General features: G+C 67.6%; 12 protein-coding genes and 3 rRNA genes. 7 read left to right on the top strand and 8 right to left on the bottom strand.

What is annotated here, in order from left to right; all coding sequences use genetic code 11:
* Positions 1–40 precede the first annotated feature (40 nt).
* The 3 genes from OG386_RS23935 to OG386_RS23925 are packed head-to-tail and all read right to left on the bottom strand — an operon-like array spanning position 41 to position 3,289.
* Entirely contained in the window at positions 41–1,774 is a 1,734-nt protein-coding gene (locus tag OG386_RS23935; protein WP_328789819.1) for a serine/threonine-protein kinase, read from the bottom strand.
* Positions 1,775–1,834: 60 nt separating this feature from the next.
* On the bottom strand, positions 1,835–2,629 hold the full coding sequence (locus OG386_RS23930; protein ID WP_328789818.1) for a thioesterase family protein: 795 nt from the start codon (positions 2,627–2,629) through the stop codon (positions 1,835–1,837).
* A 51-nt stretch (positions 2,630–2,680) separates the two neighbouring features.
* A complete protein-coding gene (locus tag OG386_RS23925; RefSeq protein WP_030013149.1) occupies positions 2,681–3,289 on the bottom strand; it encodes a LysE family translocator in 609 nt (202 codons plus the stop codon).
* 65 nt (positions 3,290–3,354) lie between these two features.
* Here OG386_RS23925 and OG386_RS23920 point away from each other — a divergent pair, with 65 nt between their 5' ends.
* Positions 3,355–4,197, top strand: a complete 843-nt coding sequence (locus tag OG386_RS23920; RefSeq protein ID WP_328789817.1) for a pentapeptide repeat-containing protein — start codon at positions 3,355–3,357, stop codon at positions 4,195–4,197.
* Between the two features lie 198 nt (positions 4,198–4,395).
* On the opposite strand, the gene OG386_RS23915 is transcribed toward OG386_RS23920, so the two are convergent.
* Entirely contained in the window at positions 4,396–5,550 is a 1,155-nt protein-coding gene (locus OG386_RS23915) for an alpha/beta fold hydrolase (protein WP_328789816.1), read from the bottom strand.
* Between the two features lie 398 nt (positions 5,551–5,948).
* On the opposite strand from OG386_RS23915, the gene OG386_RS23910 reads away from it, so the two are divergent.
* From OG386_RS23910 to OG386_RS23885, 6 genes are all read left to right on the top strand, one after another.
* Positions 5,949–6,257, top strand: a complete 309-nt coding sequence (locus tag OG386_RS23910; RefSeq protein ID WP_008742356.1) for a hypothetical protein — start codon at positions 5,949–5,951, stop codon at positions 6,255–6,257.
* A gap of 102 nt (positions 6,258–6,359) precedes the next feature.
* Positions 6,360–7,196: a hypothetical protein gene (locus OG386_RS23905; RefSeq protein ID WP_328789815.1), complete on the top strand. Its 837-nt coding sequence runs from the start codon at positions 6,360–6,362 to the stop codon at positions 7,194–7,196.
* Positions 7,186–8,514 (top strand): hypothetical protein, encoded by a 1,329-nt coding sequence (locus tag OG386_RS23900; protein ID WP_328789814.1) that lies wholly within the window; start codon positions 7,186–7,188, stop codon positions 8,512–8,514. The genes OG386_RS23905 and OG386_RS23900 overlap by 11 nt, the downstream gene beginning before the upstream one ends.
* Positions 8,511–10,073, top strand: coding sequence for an SCO6880 family protein (locus OG386_RS23895; protein WP_328789813.1), 1,563 nt, complete (start codon positions 8,511–8,513; stop codon positions 10,071–10,073). Before OG386_RS23900 ends, OG386_RS23895 begins: the two co-directional genes overlap by 4 nt.
* 19 nt (positions 10,074–10,092) lie before the next feature.
* The gene (locus OG386_RS23890; protein ID WP_327384540.1) at positions 10,093–11,508 is read left to right on the top strand and encodes an ATP-binding protein; all 1,416 of its coding nucleotides are present in this window, start codon (positions 10,093–10,095) and stop codon (positions 11,506–11,508) included.
* A 2-nt stretch (positions 11,509–11,510) separates the two neighbouring features.
* Positions 11,511–13,004 (top strand): type VI secretion protein, encoded by a 1,494-nt coding sequence (locus OG386_RS23885; RefSeq protein WP_328789812.1) that lies wholly within the window; start codon positions 11,511–11,513, stop codon positions 13,002–13,004.
* A gap of 103 nt (positions 13,005–13,107) precedes the next feature.
* On the opposite strand, the gene OG386_RS23880 is transcribed toward OG386_RS23885, so the two are convergent.
* The 4 genes from OG386_RS23880 to OG386_RS23865 form a co-directional block, all read right to left on the bottom strand.
* A complete protein-coding gene (locus OG386_RS23880; protein WP_328789811.1) occupies positions 13,108–13,680 on the bottom strand; it encodes a GNAT family N-acetyltransferase in 573 nt (190 codons plus the stop codon).
* A gap of 128 nt (positions 13,681–13,808) precedes the next feature.
* Positions 13,809–13,925, bottom strand: a 5S ribosomal RNA gene (gene rrf, locus OG386_RS23875).
* A 76-nt stretch (positions 13,926–14,001) separates the two neighbouring features.
* Positions 14,002–17,124, bottom strand: a 23S ribosomal RNA gene (locus OG386_RS23870).
* Between the two features lie 281 nt (positions 17,125–17,405).
* A 16S ribosomal RNA gene (locus tag OG386_RS23865) occupies positions 17,406–18,930 on the bottom strand.
* The 16S, 23S and 5S rRNA genes sit together here, the layout of an rRNA operon.
* Between the last annotated feature and the right edge of the window lie 15 nt (positions 18,931–18,945).

The following is an 18,945-nucleotide window of genomic DNA, read 5'->3' as shown; positions in this document are numbered from 1 at the left end:
CGTCACTTCAACGTGCGATTCCGCCGTGTCGCATGTCCTACTACCCCACTCGGAAGCCGGAACAGGCGATGCTCGCGTACTTCGTAGGATCATCCTCAACGTGGTAGAAGACCACCGTCCAGTCCCCGGGGTCGGCGGACAGGGGCACAGCGGGCCACGTCTTGCCCGCGGCGTGCATCGTGAAGTCGTCCGGGTAGGTGAGCGTCACGTCGCCACCCGACTTCCAATGCGTGTAGACGTCGACGGGCTTGCTCGTGTAGCCGACGGCCCGGTTGTCCATGGGGAAGGGCTTGCCGGTGGACGGTTCGATGTCGTGGGGGGACTTGACCGCCACGGACACGTAGTACGGATCCGGCGCGGACTGGCCCATCTCCGCGTACTTGATCCGCATCTTGACGGACGCAGACGTGCCCGGCTTCCCGTTGGCGCTGGTGGTCGACACGGCCGACTGGAAACCCGCGCCGGGAGACTTCTCCTCGGCCGGCTGGTTGCACTGGCCGACCCCTCGTACGGCCAGGTCCAGATCGGGGGAGCCGGTCCACACGTAGCGCGAGATCTGGTTGTTGTCGATGTACTCGGCCGGCGGCTTCGCCGCACCCTTGGAACCGGTGGCCTCGGGCGGCTGCCCGCCCTGCGCCGCGGGCGGCGTGGCCGTGGTACCACCCTTGTCGGCCGCGTCCCGCGCAGCAGCCCCGCCGCCGTTACCACCGCTGCCACCGGCACCACCGCTGCCACTGCCGCTGCCGTCGAACGGGATCAGCTTCCAGGCCGTCAGGGCGAGCGCCACCGCCACGGCCACCCCCGCCCCCACCACGGCACCGCGCCGCAGCCCCCCGCCCCGCACGGCCCGCGGCAGCTGCCCGGCCGCCGTCGGAACGTACGGATATCCCGGGCCCTGCGTCCGCATCTCGTGCACCGGTACGGCCTCACCCAGCGCACCGAGCCCCAGGTACACCGGATCGTCGATCAGCGCGTCCCGGACCCCGCACCGGGCGATGACCTCGCGCAGACCCGGCCGCACCGCCGGATCCTTCGCCACGCACGCCTCGATCAGCCCCGCCAGAGCCGGCTCCACCCCGGCCACGTCGACCGGCTCGTGCACCGCCCGGTAGCTCACCGTCGTCGCCACGCCCGTACCGAACGGCGGCCGCCCGGTCGCCGCGTACGCAAGGGTCGCGCCCAGCGCGAAGACGTCCGCCGCGGCCCCGGCCTCCGCACCCAGCAGCACCTCGGGCGCGGTGTACCCCGGCGTCCCCGGAGCCTGCCCGTCCTGCGTGAGGGCCGTCTCGCCCACGCCCCGCGCGATGCCGAAGTCGATCAGCTGCGGCCCCTGCGCGCCCAGGATGACGTTCTGCGGCTTGAGGTCCCGGTGCGTCACCCCGTACGCGTGCACGCTCGCCAGCCCCTCCGCGAGGGCCGCGAACAGCCGCCGGCAGGTGTCGGCGGGCAACCCACCGCGCTCCGCCACGGCATGACCGAGCGTCGGGCCCGCCACGTACTCGGTCGCCAGCCAGTACGGCGCCGCCGCCAGCGAGGCGTCGATCAGGTTCGCCGTGTACGCCGACCGCACCGCACGCACGGTCTCGGCCTCGCGCCGGAACCGGGCCAACGCCTCCGGATGCCCGGTGATCTCGTCCCGGATCACCTTCACGGCGACCAGGCGCCCACCGGGCGACCGTCCGAGGTACACCTGCCCCATCCCCCCGGCACCGAGCCGGGCCAACAGCGCATGCGCCCCGATCTGCGCGGGGTCGACGTCTCTCAGGGCTTCCACCGGCACGAGCCTGCCACACCGACTCCCCCGCCACCGCGCCGGGTTGATGCAGAAGGCCGGCTAGGAACGCGGCGCCACGAAAAGACTCTGCGCGCTCCGCCCGATGGGCCCCTTCTCGTCGTGCAGCAGCGCGTCCGCGAGCCCGATCCCGGCCGCGTCCACACTCGTACGGGCCTCCACGCACGCCCACTCGCCCACCGGATGGCGGTGCAGATGGACGGTCAGGTCACCGTTGATGAAGACGTACCGCGCGAAGTCCATCACCGAGCTGATCCCGTTCCCCGAATCGGCGGCGATCAGCACCCGGTCCAGCGGCCTGGTCTCCTCCCCGACGACGAGCGGCACCTTCATCCGCATCCAGCAGGTACCGGGACCCAGCTCGACGAAGGCCCCCTCGGTGAACCGGGTCTCCATGGCCGAGTGGTAGCCCGTCTCCCACGGCACCGGGAAGAACGGCGTCACCTCCACCTCCCCGGGCGGCGGCAACTGCGGCCCCGGGACCACGGCCGGCACGGCCTCCTCCGCGACCCGGATCCGCAGGGCCCGCGCCAGCATCACGGGCGCGCCGCCCGCCGGCGCGAGGGCCGCCTCGACCACCTCGGTCCCGCGCCCGGCCCGCAGCACGCTGGTGGTGACCTCCAGCTCGCCGATCGGCACCGGGCGCAGGATCTCGTACGTGATCCGGGCGGTCCGCATGTCCGTCCGCGCCCCCGGCCGCTCCTCGACGGCCCGCCCGAGCAGCGCGGCCGGCGGCCCGGCGTGCTGCGAGCCCGGGTCCCACGGCCCCCGCGTGTACTCGGTGGCCAGGAACCGCCCGGCGTCGACCCTCTCGAAGAACCCCTCGGCAGCACCCATACCAGCCACGCTACCGACAGGTAACTCCGTGCACCAGACCCGGCGGTCCACTCAGCGGGCGAACCCCAACCCCACCCCCAGCCCCACCAGCACCGACCCGATGGCCCGGTTCAGCGCCTTCTGCGCCTTCAGCATCCGGTCGCGCAGCCGTGAGACGGAGAAGAACAGCGCCACCGCCCCGAACCAGCCCAGGTGCGCCGCCGACATGAACAGCCCGTAGCCCACCTGCTGCCACACCGGCGTCTGCGGGTTCACCACCTGCGTGAAGGTCGACACCACGAACAGCGTCGTCTTCGGATTGAGCACATTGGTCAAGAACCCCGACCGCATCGCCCCCAGCCGGGTCAGCTGCGGCTTCGACTCCAGGTCGACGGTCACCTCGGCCCGCGCCCGGAAGGTGCGTATCCCGATCCACACCAGATAGGCCGCACCCGCCAGCTTGATCGCGGTGAACAGCGCGGTGGAGGAGGCGATCAACAGACCGACCCCGAGCATCGTGTAGGAGACGTGGACCAGCACGCCGGCCGCGACCCCGGCGGCGGCGAACAGCCCGGTGGGGCGTCCGTAGAGATAGCTGTTGCGGACCACCATGGCGAAGTCGGCACCGGGACTGATCACGGCGAGGAGGGTAATAACAGCGACTGCGATCACTTCTGTCATACCGGGATGCTCACCGCCGCCGCCCCGCCGATCAAGACCCCGAGCACCCGGCGCGACGGGGGACAATGGACGGCGTGCCGAATACCCCCGCCGCCGACCTCCCCGCCCCCCTGCCCGTCCTGCAGGCCGACTGCGCGAACTGCTTCGCGCTGTGCTGCGTGGCGCTGCCCTTCGCCAAGTCCAACGACTTCGCCGTGAACAAGCCCGCCGGGACCCCCTGCAAGAACCTCCAGCAGGACTTCCGCTGCGGCATCCACACCCGGCTGCGCGACAAGGGCTTCCAGGGCTGCACGGTCTTCGACTGCTTCGGCGCGGGCCAGCAGACCTCCCAGGTCACCTTCGGCGGCCGCGACTGGCGCACCCACCCGGGCACGGCCCGCCAGATGTTCGAGGTCTTCCCGGTACTGCGGCAGCTGCACGAGCTGCTCTTCTACGTCAGCGAGTCCCTGACCCTCCCGGCCGCCGGCCCGGTCCACGCGGAGCTGCGCCGGGCCCTGGCGGAGACGGAGGAGTGGACCCGCGCCGACGCGCAGGCCCTGGCCGACCTGGACGTCGGCCCCCTCCGCCAGCAGATCAACACCCTGCTCCTGAAGACCAGCGAACTCGTACGGGCGAAGGTGCCGGGCCGCAAGAAGAACCACCGCGGCGCCGACCTGATGGGCGCCCGCCTGGCGGGAGCCGACCTCCGCGGCGCGAACCTCCGCGGCGCCTACCTGATCGCCGCCGACCTCTCCCGCGCCGACCTGCGCACTGCGGACCTGATCGGCGCGGACCTCCGCGACACCAACCTCCGCGGAGCGGACCTCCGCGACGCCATCTTCCTCACCCAGCCCCAGCTGAACGCGGCCCAGGGCGACCCCACCACCCAAATCCCCCCCACCCTCACCCGCCCCACCCACTGGACCTAACCCCCCAGCCCATCAGCTTCAGCCCCACCGTTCTCCCAGCCCCGCCAGCGCTTGAGGCGCGGGGTCCGCTCTTTCAGCCCCGCTGGCGCTTGAGGCGCGGGGCCCGGGGCGGAGCCCCGCTCATTCAGCCCCGCCGGCGTTTGAGGCGCGGGGTCCGGGGCGGAGCCCCGGCATCGGCCCCGCACCCGGCCGCGCCCCTCACACCCGCGCCAAAAAACCCCGCACGGCAGCGCAGAACCCCTCCGGGTCCCCAACCCGCACCGCATGCCCCGCCGGCAACTCCACCAACCGCACCCCCGCCCTCCGCACCGTCATCTCCCGCGCGTGCTCCGCCGACAGCACCCCGCTCCGATCCCCCCGCACCAGCAGCGTCGGCTTCCGCACCCCCAGCCAGTCCCCCCAGTGGTCCCCGTTCAGCCCCCGCTGGGACTCCACCATGTCCTCCACCTCGAACGCGGTCCCCCACCCGTCCGGGTACTCCTGCAGGGACCCCTCCAGGTACGGCGCCGAACTCCCCGCCCCCGCCAGGAACCCGGCCCGGGTCGCGGCCCGTCTCGGCCACTCCCGCGCGAACGACAGGTCGCCGTCGACCACCGCCCCGATGTCCTCGACCACCACCGCCCGCACCAGATCCGGCCGCCGCGCCGCGAGCTGGTACGCAGTGACCCCGCCCAGCGAATGCCCCAGCACCACCGCCGGCCCCAGCCCCAACTGCTCCAGCAGGGCCGCCGCATCCGCCACGTACCCGTCCCGCGTGTACTCCCCCGCCCGGTCGGACCTCCCGTGCCCCCGCTGGTCCAGGGCGATCACCCGCCACGCCGGACCCAGCTCCCGGGCCAGGTGCTCGAAGGCCCCCGCCCCCTCCTGGAAGTGCCCGTGCAACGCCAGCAGCGGCGCCCCCGGCCCCCCGAAATCCGTATAGGCGAGCCGCCGCCCGTCCGGCATCACCATCGCCCCCGGCAACGGCCCCAGCTTGTCGATGACCCGCTGCCGCAGCAGCTGGTACTCCTCCCACCTCCTGCGCAGCCGTCCGCCCGGCCGCTTCACGATCCGCCCCGGCGTGACCGTCTCCCCCCGCCGGAACTGCTCCCGCGTCAGATCGATCCGGATCCCGCCGGGCAGCAGGTTCCACCAGTGGTAGCCCTCCTGCCGGCCGCCGTGGAACACCTCGCCCAGCATCAGGTCCCCGCCCACGAGGTCCTGCACCACGAGGGCCGTGATGTCACAGTGCCCCCACGCCGGATTCTCCGGATTCCAGGGGATCTTCGTGATGTCGGAGGGCTCGCAGGTCTCGGCCGACCATCCCGCCCGGATGGCCGCCTCGAGGTCCGCGAGAGTCCATGGAGTCGTCATGCTCCCCAGCCTGCCGCACCCCACTGACAACCCCGCCGCCACGCGCTCGCGCACCGATGAAACGACGGGAAGAGGATCGGACGCATGTCGGCGGGCCGGACCAACGACACGCCACACCACTGCTCCGAACGGCGGCCCCTCACCCCACCCCCCGTACGTCGAGACGACAATCATTGCCCGGCGTCACCCCCCGTGATACACAGAGTGACCGCACGTTCTCGCGCATACACCCCGCACCCGCCCAGGTCAGAGCGCGGAAGCGGAGCGCGGGCCGCGAGATCGGGTAAAGAGAGCCGTCAAGTCGACGACGGCGGCGGTTTCATCAGCGAAGATAGTGCGTGACCCCTGCCGTCGGGCGAGGGGCGTCCGGAACTACCCATACAGGGGCGGTGAGTTACATGATCCTGGCAGCTGAAAAAGGCGACATCACCACCATCATCGGCGGAATCGCCCCGAACTGGGGGCCTTTCGGCAGTCTCGGCAACGAAGCGAAGGTCATGATCGAGGTGGTCATGGCCGTCGCGATCCTGCTCTGCCTGGGCATCGCCATCTGGGGGGCGGCCAAACAGCGCATCGGAGCGACCGCCCTGCGCGACACGTTCAGCGCGGAACAGGGCAAGGGCCTGATCGTGGCCGGACTCACCGGAGTCTTCATCATCGGCTCCCTCGGGACGCTGTTCACGATCGTCTACGGGATGGCCGTCTAGCCGGGGCGCGCGCCGGACCCCGTAGCCGATGACGCATCACCACACCACATCCACGCGGGAACCAGCGCTACCGTCGTACGACGCGGAGGGGGCGGACAGGCAATGAGCAACGACGACGACCAGTACGGCGGCGCCGGCGGCTACGGCGAGGTCGGCGGCACCGGCCAGACCCGCACCCGCCTCCCGGACCCCCCGGCCGACCCCTACGGCCCCGTCCGCCGCACCCCGCGCACCTCCCGCAGCCTCATCACGGTGGTCGGCGTGGTGGTCCTCCTGATCGCCGCCATCGCCTTCGCCAACTCGGCCCCGGACACCCCCTCGGACCCCGCCTCGGACAAACCCCCGACGGACTCCTCCACGGCAGCCACGGGCGCGAACCCGGTGACGGGCAAATCGGCGGGCATCCCCAAGGGCTTCGCCCACGACGAACAGGGAGCCCAGTCGGCCGCCGCCAACTTCGCGGTGGCACTCGGTTCTGACGGCATGTTCAAGAAGAACTCCCGGCACGCCCTGGTGGAAGCAATCTTCGCGCCCGACGTCGCAGCCCGCGCGAAGGCCCCACAGGACGAGGCCTACTCGGCCGACTTCCTCGCGAAGATGGGGCTCGACGCCAACGGCAACGCCCCGCAGGGCAGCACCTTCGTCACCCGTACCGTTCCGATCGGCACCCGCGTGGAGAGCTACACGCCGACCAGAGCCAAGATCGCCGTCTGGTACACCGGTCTGATCGGCATGTCCGGCACCAAGTCCACCGACCCGGTGCGGACGCTCTGGGGGACCTGGACCTTCGAACTGAGCTGGATCGGCGAGGACTGGAAGGTCGTCGACGACACCCAGCAGGACGGGCCCGCCCCGGTTCCCGGCGATGTCCCCGTGTCGACGTCCGACGACATGAGCAAGGCCATCAAGGAATTCGGGGGATTCACCTATGCCCGCTAGCCTCCGGCTGCCCACCCGGCTAGGCCTGATCGCCTCGGCCCACGTGGCCGTGCTAGCCCTGGCCACCCGCGCCCACGCCGCTCCCGTACCGACGCCGACGCCGACGCCCACACCCTCCTCGACCGCTGACCCCTGCGCCCTGCTCGACGGCCCCTCCAAGCAGTACTGCCAAGGCGGAACGGGCACATCCGGCAGCACCCCCGGGACAGGACTGGCACCCAGCGACGGCGGAGACGCCCTCAACCCCCTCGCCTCCCTGGCCCGCGGCTGCGCCGACGCCGCCGCCTGGATCGTCACCAAGCTCAGCGAAGCGGTCAAGGGCTCGGCCGAGGTCGACTTCACCAACCCCGCCTTCCTCAAGCAGTACTCCGTCGTCTTCGCCGCCTCCACCATCCTCACCCTCGTCCTGTGGCTCTTCGCCGTCGCCAAGCGAGCCGTCCGCGGCGTCCCCCTCACCACCGCCATGTCCGAAGCCATCGGCTTCCTCTGGCTCACCGTCCTCGCCTCCGCCTTCACCCCCCTCATCCTCTACACCGTCGTCTCCGCCACCGACGGCGTCACCGCCGTCATCGCCTCCGCCACCGGCGGCCAGACCGACGTGTTCTTCGGCTCCTTCACCGAAGCCCTCAAGAAGGGCGACGACATCGGCGGCGGCCCGATCATGCTGATCGTCGTCGCGCTCGTCACCGTCCTCGCCGCCGGCGTGCTCTACCTGGAACTGTTCATCCGGGCCGCCCTCCTCTACGTCGGCGCCCTCCTCGGCGTCGTCGTCTACTCCGGGCTCGTCGACCGCAACCTCTGGGGCCACGTCCGCCGCTGGGCCGGCATCATGATCGCCGTCATCCTCGTGAAGCCGGTCATCGTCATCGTCCTCGGCCTCGCCGGCGCCCTGACCGGCGAAAAGGGCCCCAACGCCTTCTCCGCCGTCGTCACCGGCCTCGCCATCATCCTCCTGGCGATCTTCGCCTCCGCGATGATCTACCGCTTCGTCCCCGGCTTCGGCGACGAAATCGCCACCGCCCACTCCAACCGCAGCAAGGCCACCGACGGCGCCCAGGCGGCCGCCGTCATCAGCTCCCCGGCCTCCCTCGTCTCGCAGGGCATCAAGACCCACAGCAGCCGCGGCGCCCACCGCGGCGACGGCGGCAGCGGCGGCAACAACGCGCCCCGCCCCGCCAACCCCATCTCCGGAGGCGTGGCCGCCCACAGCAGCCGACCCACCTCCGGCGGCGGAGCCGGCGGCGGATCTGTCCCCTCCGCCGCACCCCCGCCCCGCACGAGCTCGAGCACGAGGAACACAGGAGGTGACGGGCGTTGACGACCCAGTCCCACCAGCTGCACCCGGTCGCGCCCCGCCGCACGTATCTCATCGGCCGGGCCCGGCCGAACGCGATCGTCGGCAAGAACCGCGAGACCGGCGAGATCGCCCTGATCATCGCCGGGGCGTTCTTCGGCATGATGGGCGGACTGCTCGTCCCCGACCTCACCCTGCGCATCGTCAGCCTCGCCGGCTTCCCCATGGTCGCGCTCGCCGCCGTGTACGTCCCGTACAGGGGCCGCACCTTCTACCGCTGGTTCGAGATCAACCGCAGCTACAAGCGGACCCTGCGCCGCGGTACGACCTACCGCTCGGGCGCAATGGAAGCCGGCATCCGCGGCTCCGACGGCCGCGAGGTCGAGGTCGGCCCGCCCCCCGGCATCGGCCGCATCAACTGGCTCGCCGCCCCCTTCGGCCCCGACGAGATCGCCGTCCTCCTCCACGCGGACCGCCGCACCGTCACCGCCGCCATCGAAATCGAGGGCCCCGGCGTCGGCCTGCGCGACAGCGAGGACCAAGAAGCCCTCGTCGACCGCTTCGGCACCCTCCTCAAGCACGTGGCCAACGGCGACGGCTTCGTCACCCGCCTCCAGATGCTCGCCCGCACCCTCCCCGCCGACCCCGACGCGCACGCCAAGGACGTGGCCCAGCGCGGCGACACCCAGGCCCCCGGCTGGCTCCGCGACTCCTACGACCAGCTCCAGTCGATGGTGTCCACCTCCTCCGAGCAGCACCGCGCGTACCTCGTCGCCTGCATGCACTACACGCGCGAACTCGCCGCCGAAGCCAACGCCATCGCCCGCGCCGGCACCCCCCACAAGGGCCGCAAGCTCGACCGCGACGCCGGCCTCGCCATCGTCATGGCCCGCGAGCTCACCGACATCTGCGCCCGCCTCGCCGAGGCCGACATCCGTGTCCGCCAACCCCTCGGCCAGGGCCGCCTCTCCTCCCTCGTGCACTCCATGTACGACCCGGACCACCCCATCGACCACATCCAGGCCATGACCAAGCGCAACGCCTGGCCCGCCGAGCTCGACGCCGTCGAGCCCACCTTCCTCCAGGCCAAGACCCGCGAATCCTCCACCCGCGCCCCCTGGTGCCACGCCACCGCCTGGGTCAAGGAGTGGCCGATGACGCCCGTCGGCGTCAACTTCCTCGCCCCGCTGCTCGTCCACACCCCCGACGTGATCCGCACGGTCGCCGTCACCATGGACCTGGAGCCCACCGAAGTCGCCATCGAGCGCATGCTCACCGAGAAGACCAACGACGAGGCCGACGCCTCCCGCGCCGCCAAGATGAACCGGACCGTCGACCCCCGCGACATCGCCGCGCACGGCCGGCTCGACCAAAGAGGTGAAGATCTCGCCAGCGGTGCGGCGGGAGTCAACCTCGTCGGGTACATCACGGTGTCCTCGCGTTCGCCGGAGGCCCTCGCCCGCGACAAGCGGACGATCCGCGCCTCCGCCGGCAAGTCCTACCTGAAGCTGGAATGGTGCGACCGCGAGCACCACCGCGCCTTCGTCAACACCTTGCCGTTCGCCACCGGCATCCGACGCTAGCTGGAGGGAAGTGCCGCCCATGCGAGATCCCATGTCCGCCCTGACGGACGCCTTCACCAGCTTCCTCTTCGGCAAAGTCGAAACCACGCGCCTGCCCGTCCGCACCTCCACCGGGCAGGCGCAAGCCGTCTACCTGCCCACCGCCGCCCCCGGCCTCGGCGACTCCGGCGTCATCATCGGCCGCGAGGTCTACAGCGGCAAGGGCTACATCTACGACCCCTTCCAGCTGTACGGACAGCAGCTCCCGGCCCCCCACTGGCTGGTCCTCGGCGAATCCGGAAACGGAAAGTCAGCCCTCGAAAAGACCTACGTCCTGCGCCAGCTCCGCTTCAAGGACCGCCAGGTCGTCGTCCTCGACGCCCAGGGCGAGGACGGCGTCGGCGAGTGGAACCTGATCGCCCAGCAGCTGGGAATAACCCCCATCCGCCTGGACCCCATCGCCGCCAACGACGACGGGATCCGCCTCAACCCCCTCGACCCGGCCATCACCGCGACCGGCCAGCTCGCGCTGCTCCGGACCATCATCGAGGTGGCCATGGGCCACGGCCTCGACGAGCGCGCCGGCTTCGCCCTCAAGGTCGCGCACGCCTACGTCGTCGACACCATCCGCGACCGCCAGCCCGTCCTCACCGACATCGTCGAGCAACTGCGCCACCCCGAGCCCGAATCCGCGCACGCGATGAACGTCGACATAGACGATGTCCGGGCCTGGGGCCTCGACGTCGCGCTCGTCATCGACCGCCTCGTCGACGGCGACCTGCGCGGCATGTTCGACGGCCCCACCACCGTCGGCATCGACCTCGACGCGCCCCTCATCGTCTTCGACCTCTCCCACATCGACCGCAACTCCATCGCGATGCCGATCCTCATGGCGATCGTCGGCGTCTGGCTGGAGCACACCTGGATCCGCCCCGACCGGAAGAAGCGCATCTTCCTCGTCGAGGAGGCCTGGCACATCATCAACAGCCCCTTCGTGGCGCAGCTGTTCCAGCGCCTGCTGAAGTTCGGCCGCCGCCTCGGCCTGTCCTTCGTCGCCGTCGTCCACCACCTCTCCGACGTCGTCGACGGCGCCGCCGCACGCGAAGCCGCGGCCATCCTCAAGATGGCCTCGACCAGAACGATCTACGCCCAGAAGGCGGACGAGGCCCGCGCCACCGGCCGCGTACTCGGCCTCCCGCGCTGGGCGGTGGAAATCATCCCGACCCTCACCCCCGGCATCGCGGTCTGGGACGTCAACGGCAACGTCCAGGTGGTCAAACACCTGATCACCGAAGCCGAACGCCCCCTCGTCTTCACCGACCGCGCCATGACCGAGTCCTCCACCCCCAGCCGCCTCCCCGCCGATCTGCTCGCCGCCGAACTGGAGGCTGAGGAACGGGCCCTGTCCATCGAACGCCGCCGCGGCGGCCCCGGATCCGCGACCACGGTGGCCTGACCATGCACGAGGCACGACGTACGGAGCCCCCCGCTCGCGGCGGCGGCATCCCGGACGGCCTACTGGTCGGCCTCCTGGCCTTCCTCGTGGGCCTCGCCGTCCTCGTCTGGTCGGCCACCGGCCTCGCGGCCGTCTTCGCGAACGGCACCTGGCCCGACACCGTCACCTTCACCCGGACCCCGGGGGCCGTCCGCGCCCTGATAGCGCAACCGCACGACATCCCCGCCGCCTGGCCGGACACCGACCCGGCGGCCCTGTCGGGCTGGGGCCTGTTCTGGGGCCTGTTCGTCAGCCAACTGCTGGTCCTCTTCGTCCTGACGGTCTTCGTCATCGGCGTCGTAGCCCGCACCAAGTCCCGCCACGCCCTGGCGAAGCAGGAAGCACAGGTCCCCGCACCGTCACCAGCACCGGGACCCGCTTCCCCACCAGCCCCCACCCGGCCTGCGGCGGCCACCACCAACCCAGCCCCGCCGGCCTTTGAAGCACGGGGGTCCGGGGGCAGCGCCCCCGGCACCCACACCGAGGCCTACCGCTACGGCTTCGGCAACGCCCCCCGGCCCGCAGCCACCGCCGTCACCCCCGCCCCGCACGGGATCGCGTACGGCGGCCCGAACGACCGCCTGCGCGCCGCGGCCCACCGCATCGGCGAGATCGAGGGCGCGGCACTCGTCGTGACCTCCTCCCCCACCCTCTGGGCCGAAACCAAGGACGCCCGCGCCAAACTCGGCCCGGTCCTCCTCTACGACCCCTCCCACCTGTGCGACACCCCGGCCCGCATGCACTGGAACCCGACCGAGGGCTGCGCCGACCGCGACACCGCCGCCGCCCGAGCGATCGCCCTGCTGGCCCCCGTACGCCCCCAGGCCCGCATGGACGCGGCGGTGGCCGACACCGCGGAAACCCTCCTGCGCAGCTGGCTCCAGGCCGCCGCCCTCGACGACCGCCCGTTCAAGCTGCTCCACCGCTGGGCCCAGGGCAACAGCGCCCAGGACCCGGTCCGCGTCCTGCGCACCCATCCCCAGGCCGCCCCCGGCGCGGCCGGCGAACTGGAGAGCGCCCTCACCGCCCACCCCGAACGCCGCGAACTCGCACAGAACCTGACGGCCCGTGCCCTGTCCTGCCTGACCTCGATCCACATCCGCGAGGCCTGCAATTCGAACCGAGCCGACGCCCTCGCCCTGGCATCATTCGTCGCCGAAGGGGGCACCCTCTACCTGGTGGGTGAAGCTCTCGAGGATCCCCGCACCCACCCGGGTGCGATGCCCCTGCTCACCGCACTCGCCTCTCACGTGGTCGAGCACGGCCGCCGCATGGCCGCACGGTCATCCCACGGTCGGCTCGACCCACCACTGACCCTGGTGCTGGACGACGTGGCCGCCGTGGCCCCGATCCCCCAGCTCCCGGAACTCCTGACCGAGGGAACGCTCCCCCTGCTCGCCCTGTGCCGCAGCCGCGAACAGGCCCGCTCCCGCTGGCCGGAAGCCACGCTCCCCTAGAGCGCCGGCTCCCCGGCGACGAGCGGTTCCCACGTGTCCGTCGCGTCGTCACGCCGGAAGCGGCACGCGTACCGCCTTCCCACCGGGGCGTCCTCTTCCTTCCTCACACGCTCGCGCCGGGCCCGCCCGGCCGCACGTAGACGTACTCCCGCTCCTTGGCGCCCGTCTCGAGCGGTATCAGCAGGCCGCTCGGCTCGAAGCCGTACCGCCGGTAGAAGCTCTCCGCCCTCGAGTTGTCCTCGTGCACGAACAGCCGCACCCGCTCGGTCGCCGGCTCCTCCAGTGACCAGGCCCAATCGAGCCCGGCGTCGAACAGCCTCTCCACGAGCCCGCTCCCCCGCTGCTCGGGCCGTACGAACACCCCGACCACGTGGCCCTGCTGCTGCTCGATGGGCTCACCGAAGTAGTCCGTACCGCCCTGCGCCTCGATCAGCACGGTCACGGAGCCGACCCACCGCCCGTCAGCGGCCTCGGCGATGAACTGTCGGGCACCGCGCCCCTCGGCAGCCCCCGCGGCACGCTGCTGCCAGTACTCGTCGCCCTGGGCGAGGGCCCCCTCCTCGGTCTCCAGGAAAGCCACGGCCGCGGCCGGATCCCGGAGCGCCACCAACCGCAGCTCCTTGACCTTTTCCCACTCGTCGCCCCGTATAGCCCTGATCACATAGTCATCGCTCATGCCGGGATCCTAACGACGTACCACCGCCCGCTCACCTGCGTTTCCCGGCTCCGAACACCGGGCCGTAAACGCAGAAAAGCCCCGCACCGAACCCGTAAGGGTTGGTGCGGGGCTTTCCCACAATGATTGTTCGGCGGCGTCCTACTCTCCCACAGGGTCCCCCCTGCAGTACCATCGGCGCTGAAAGGCTTAGCTTCCGGGTTCGGAATGTAACCGGGCGTTTCCCTAACGCTATGACCACCGAAACACTATGAAATTTGAACGCTGGTGTTGACACAGCTGTTCGTTATTTCAGAACTAACACAGTGGACGCGAGCAACTGAGGACAAGCCCTCGGCCTATTAGTACCAGTCAGCTTCACCCGTTACCGGGCTTCCACATCTGGCCTATCAACCCAGTCGTCTACTGGGAGCCTTACCCTCTCAAGGAGGTGGGAATACTCATCTTGAAGCAGGCTTCCCGCTTAGATGCTTTCAGCGGTTATCCCTCCCGAACGTAGCCAACCAGCCATGCCCTTGGCAGGACAACTGGCACACCAGAGGTTCGTCCGTCCCGGTCCTCTCGTACTAGGGACAGCCCTTCTCAATATTCCTACGCGCACAGCGGATAGGGACCGAACTGTCTCACGACGTTCTAAACCCAGCTCGCGTACCGCTTTAATGGGCGAACAGCCCAACCCTTGGGACCGACTCCAGCCCCAGGATGCGACGAGCCGACATCGAGGTGCCAAACCATCCCGTCGATATGGACTCTTGGGGAAGATCAGCCTGTTATCCCCGGGGTACCTTTTATCCGTTGAGCGACGGCGCTTCCACAAGCCACCGCCGGATCACTAGTCCCGACTTTCGTCCCTGCTCGACCCGTCGGTCTCACAGTCAAGCTCCCTTGTGCACTTACACTCAACACCTGATTGCCAACCAGGCTGAGGGAACCTTTGGGCGCCTCCGTTACCCTTTGGGAGGCAACCGCCCCAGTTAAACTACCCATCAGACACTGTCCCTGATCCGGATCACGGACCGAGGTTAGACATCCAGCACGACCAGAGTGGTATTTCAACGGCGACTCCACAACCACTGGCGTGGCTGCTTCAAAGTCTCCCACCTATCCTACACAAGCCGAACCGAACACCAATATCAAACTGTAGTAAAGGTCCCGGGGTCTTTCCGTCCTGCTGCGCGAAACGAGCATCTTTACTCGTAGTGCAATTTCACCGGGCCTATGGTTGAGACAGTCGAGAAGTCGTTACGCCATTCGTGCAGGTCGGAACTTACCCGACAAGGAATTTCGCTACCTTAGGATGGTTATAGTTACCACCGCCGTTTACTGGCGCTTAAGTTCTCAGCTTCGCAACCCCGAAAGGTCACTAACCGGTCCCCTTAACGTTCCAGCACCGGGCAGGCGTCAGTCCGTATACATCGCCTTACGGCTTCGCACGGACCTGTGTTTTTAGTAAACAGTCGCTTCTCGCTGGTCTCTGCGGCCACCCCCAGCTCAAGCAGCAAGTGCTATCACCAGTGATGGCCCCCCTTCTCCCGAAGTTACGGGGGCATTTTGCCGAGTTCCTTAACCATAGTTCACCCGAACGCCTCGGTATTCTCTACCTGACCACCTGAGTCGGTTTAGGGTACGGGCCGCCATGAAACTCGCTAGAGGCTTTTCTCGACAGCATAGGATCATCCACTTCACCACAATCGGCTCGGCATCAGGTCTCAGCCTTAATGAGGGACGGATTTGCCTACCCCTCGGCCTACACCCTTACCCCGGGACTACCACCGCCCGGGCTGGACTACCTTCCTGCGTCACCCCATCGCTTACCTACTACAAGTCTGGTTCGTCGGCTCCACCACTTTCCTTTCCCCGAAGGGTCCGGAACGGCTTCACGGACTTAGCATCGCCTGATTCGATATTGGGCGTTTCAAAGCGGGTACCGGAATATCAACCGGTTGTCCATCGACTACGCCTGTCGGCCTCGCCTTAGGTCCCGACTTACCCTGGGCAGATCAGCTTGACCCAGGAACCCTTAGTCAATCGGCGCACACGTTTCTCACGTGTGTATCGCTACTCATGCCTGCATTCTCACTCGTGAACCGTCCACAACTAGCTTCCGCTGCTGCTTCACCCGGCACACGACGCTCCCCTACCCATCACAGCGGGCGTTGGCCCTATTGCTGCAATGACACGACTTCGGCGGTACGCTTGAGCCCCGCTACATTGTCGGCGCGGAATCACTTGACCAGTGAGCTATTACGCACTCTTTCAAGGGTGGCTGCTTCTAAGCCAACCTCCTGGTTGTCTCTGCGACTCCACATCCTTTCCCACTTAGCGTACGCTTAGGGGCCTTAGTCGATGCTCTGGGCTGTTTCCCTCTCGACCATGGAGCTTATCCCCCACAGTCTCACTGCCGTGCTCTCACTTACCGGCATTCGGAGTTTGGCTAAGGTCAGTAACCCGGTAGGGCCCATCGCCTATCCAGTGCTCTACCTCCGGCAAGAAACACACGACGCTGCACCTAAATGCATTTCGGGGAGAACCAGCTATCACGGAGTTTGATTGGCCTTTCACCCCTAACCACAGGTCATCCCCCAGGTTTTCAACCCTGGTGGGTTCGGTCCTCCACGAAGTCTTACCTCCGCTTCAACCTGCCCATGGCTAGATCACTCCGCTTCGGGTCTAGAGCGTGCAACTCAATCGCCCTATTCGGACTCGCTTTCGCTACGGCTTCCCCACACGGGTTAACCTCGCTACACACCGCTAACTCGCAGGCTCATTCTTCAAAAGGCACGCAGTCACGACCCATTGGGTAAACCCAATGAGCGACGCTCCCACGGCTTGTAGGCACACGGTTTCAGGTACTATTTCACTCCGCTCCCGCGGTACTTTTCACCATTCCCTCACGGTACTATCCGCTATCGGTCACCAGGGAATATTTAGGCTTAGCGGGTGGTCCCGCCAGATTCACACGGGATTTCTCGGGCCCCGTGCTACTTGGGAGATGAGCAAGCAAGCCGCTGATGTTTCGTCTACGGGGGTCTTACCCTCTACGCCGGACCTTTCGCATGTCCTTCGACTACATCAACGGTTTCTGACTCGCCGACCGGCCGGCAGACCGATCAAGCTCATTCCCACAACCCCGCATGCGCAACCCCTGCCGGGTATCACACGCATACGGTTTGGCCTCATCCGGTTTCGCTCGCCACTACTCCCGGAATCACGGTTGTTTTCTCTTCCTGAGGGTACTGAGATGTTTCACTTCCCCTCGTTCCCTCCACACTGCCTATGTGTTCAGCAGTGGGTGACAGCCCATGACGACTGCCGGGTTTCCCCATTCGGACACCCCCGGATCAAAGCTCAGTTGGCAGCTCCCCGGGGCCTATCGCGGCCTCTCACGTCCTTCATCGGTTCCTGGTGCCAAGGCATCCACCGTGCGCCCTTAAAAACTTGGCCACAGATGCTCGCGTCCACTGTGTAGTTCTCAAACAACGACCAGCCACCCATCACCCTGCTCTCAAGAGAACAAGTTCACTGGGGCCGGCACTGAAGACATGACCTTACGGCCGTACCTTCAGGACCCAACAACGTGCCAAGCACGATCACCTCTACTTCACTGTGTTCCACGCCGAAGCAGTACTTACAGAGAGTTTCGGAAACCGTGCCAACTAATCAACGTTCCACCCATGAGCTGACCGTGCAGAACGTTTGTCTGCAATCGGTACTGTGCTCCTTAGAAAGGAGGTGATCCAGCCGCACCTTCCGGTACGGCTACCTTGTTACGACTTCGTCCCAATCGCCAGTCCCACCTTCGACAGCTCCCTCCCTTACGGGTTGGGCCACCGGCTTCGGGTGTTACCGACTTTCGTGACGTGACGGGCGGTGTGTACAAGGCCCGGGAACGTATTCACCGCAGCAATGCTGATCTGCGATTACTAGCGACTCCGACTTCATGGGGTCGAGTTGCAGACCCCAATCCGAACTGAGACCGGCTTTTTGAGATTCGCTCCACCTCACGGTATCGCAGCTCATTGTACCGGCCATTGTAGCACGTGTGCAGCCCAAGACATAAGGGGCATGATGACTTGACGTCGTCCCCACCTTCCTCCGAGTTGACCCCGGCGGTCTCCTGTGAGTCCCCATCACCCCGAAGGGCATGCTGGCAACACAGGACAAGGGTTGCGCTCGTTGCGGGACTTAACCCAACATCTCACGACACGAGCTGACGACAGCCATGCACCACCTGTATACCGACCACAAGGGGGGCACTATCTCTAATGCTTTCCGGTATATGTCAAGCCTTGGTAAGGTTCTTCGCGTTGCGTCGAATTAAGCCACATGCTCCGCCGCTTGTGCGGGCCCCCGTCAATTCCTTTGAGTTTTAGCCTTGCGGCCGTACTCCCCAGGCGGGGAACTTAATGCGTTAGCTGCGGCACCGACGACGTGGAATGTCGCCAACACCTAGTTCCCAACGTTTACGGCGTGGACTACCAGGGTATCTAATCCTGTTCGCTCCCCACGCTTTCGCTCCTCAGCGTCAGTAATGGCCCAGAGATCCGCCTTCGCCACCGGTGTTCCTCCTGATATCTGCGCATTTCACCGCTACACCAGGAATTCCGATCTCCCCTACCACACTCTAGCTAGCCCGTATCGAATGCAGACCCGAGGTTAAGCCTCGGGCTTTCACATCCGACGTGACAAGCCGCCTACGAGCTCTTTACGCCCAATAATTCCGGACAACGCTTGCGCCCTACGTATTACCGCGGCTGCTGGCACGTAGTTAGCCGGCGCTTCTTCTGCAGGTACCGTCACTTTCGCTTCTTCCCTGCTGAAAGAGGTTTACAACCCGAAGGCCGTCATCCCTCACGCGGCGTCGCTGCATCAGGCTTTCGCCCATTGTGCAATATTCCCCACTGCTGCCTCCCGTAGGAGTCTGGGCCGTGTCTCAGTCCCAGTGTGGCCGGTCGCCCTCTCAGGCCGGCTACCCGTCGTCGCCTTGGTGGGCCATTACCCCACCAACAAGCTGATAGGCCGCGGGCTCATCCTTCACCGCCGGAGCTTTCAACCCCCGCCCATGCAGGCAGGAGTGGTATCCGGTATTAGACCCCGTTTCCAGGGCTTGTCCCAGAGTGAAGGGCAGATTGCCCACGTGTTACTCACCCGTTCGCCACTAATCCACCCCGAAGGGCTTCATCGTTCGACTTGCATGTGTTAAGCACGCCGCCAGCGTTCGTCCTGAGCCAGGATCAAACTCTCCATGAATGTTTACCCGTAATC

Origin of the sequence: Streptomyces sp. NBC_00273 (genome assembly GCF_036178145.1) — a bacterium.
In the GTDB taxonomy this organism is placed as follows: Bacteria; Actinomycetota; Actinomycetes; order Streptomycetales; family Streptomycetaceae; genus Streptomyces.
This window is presented reverse-complemented; position numbering and strand designations above follow the sequence as displayed.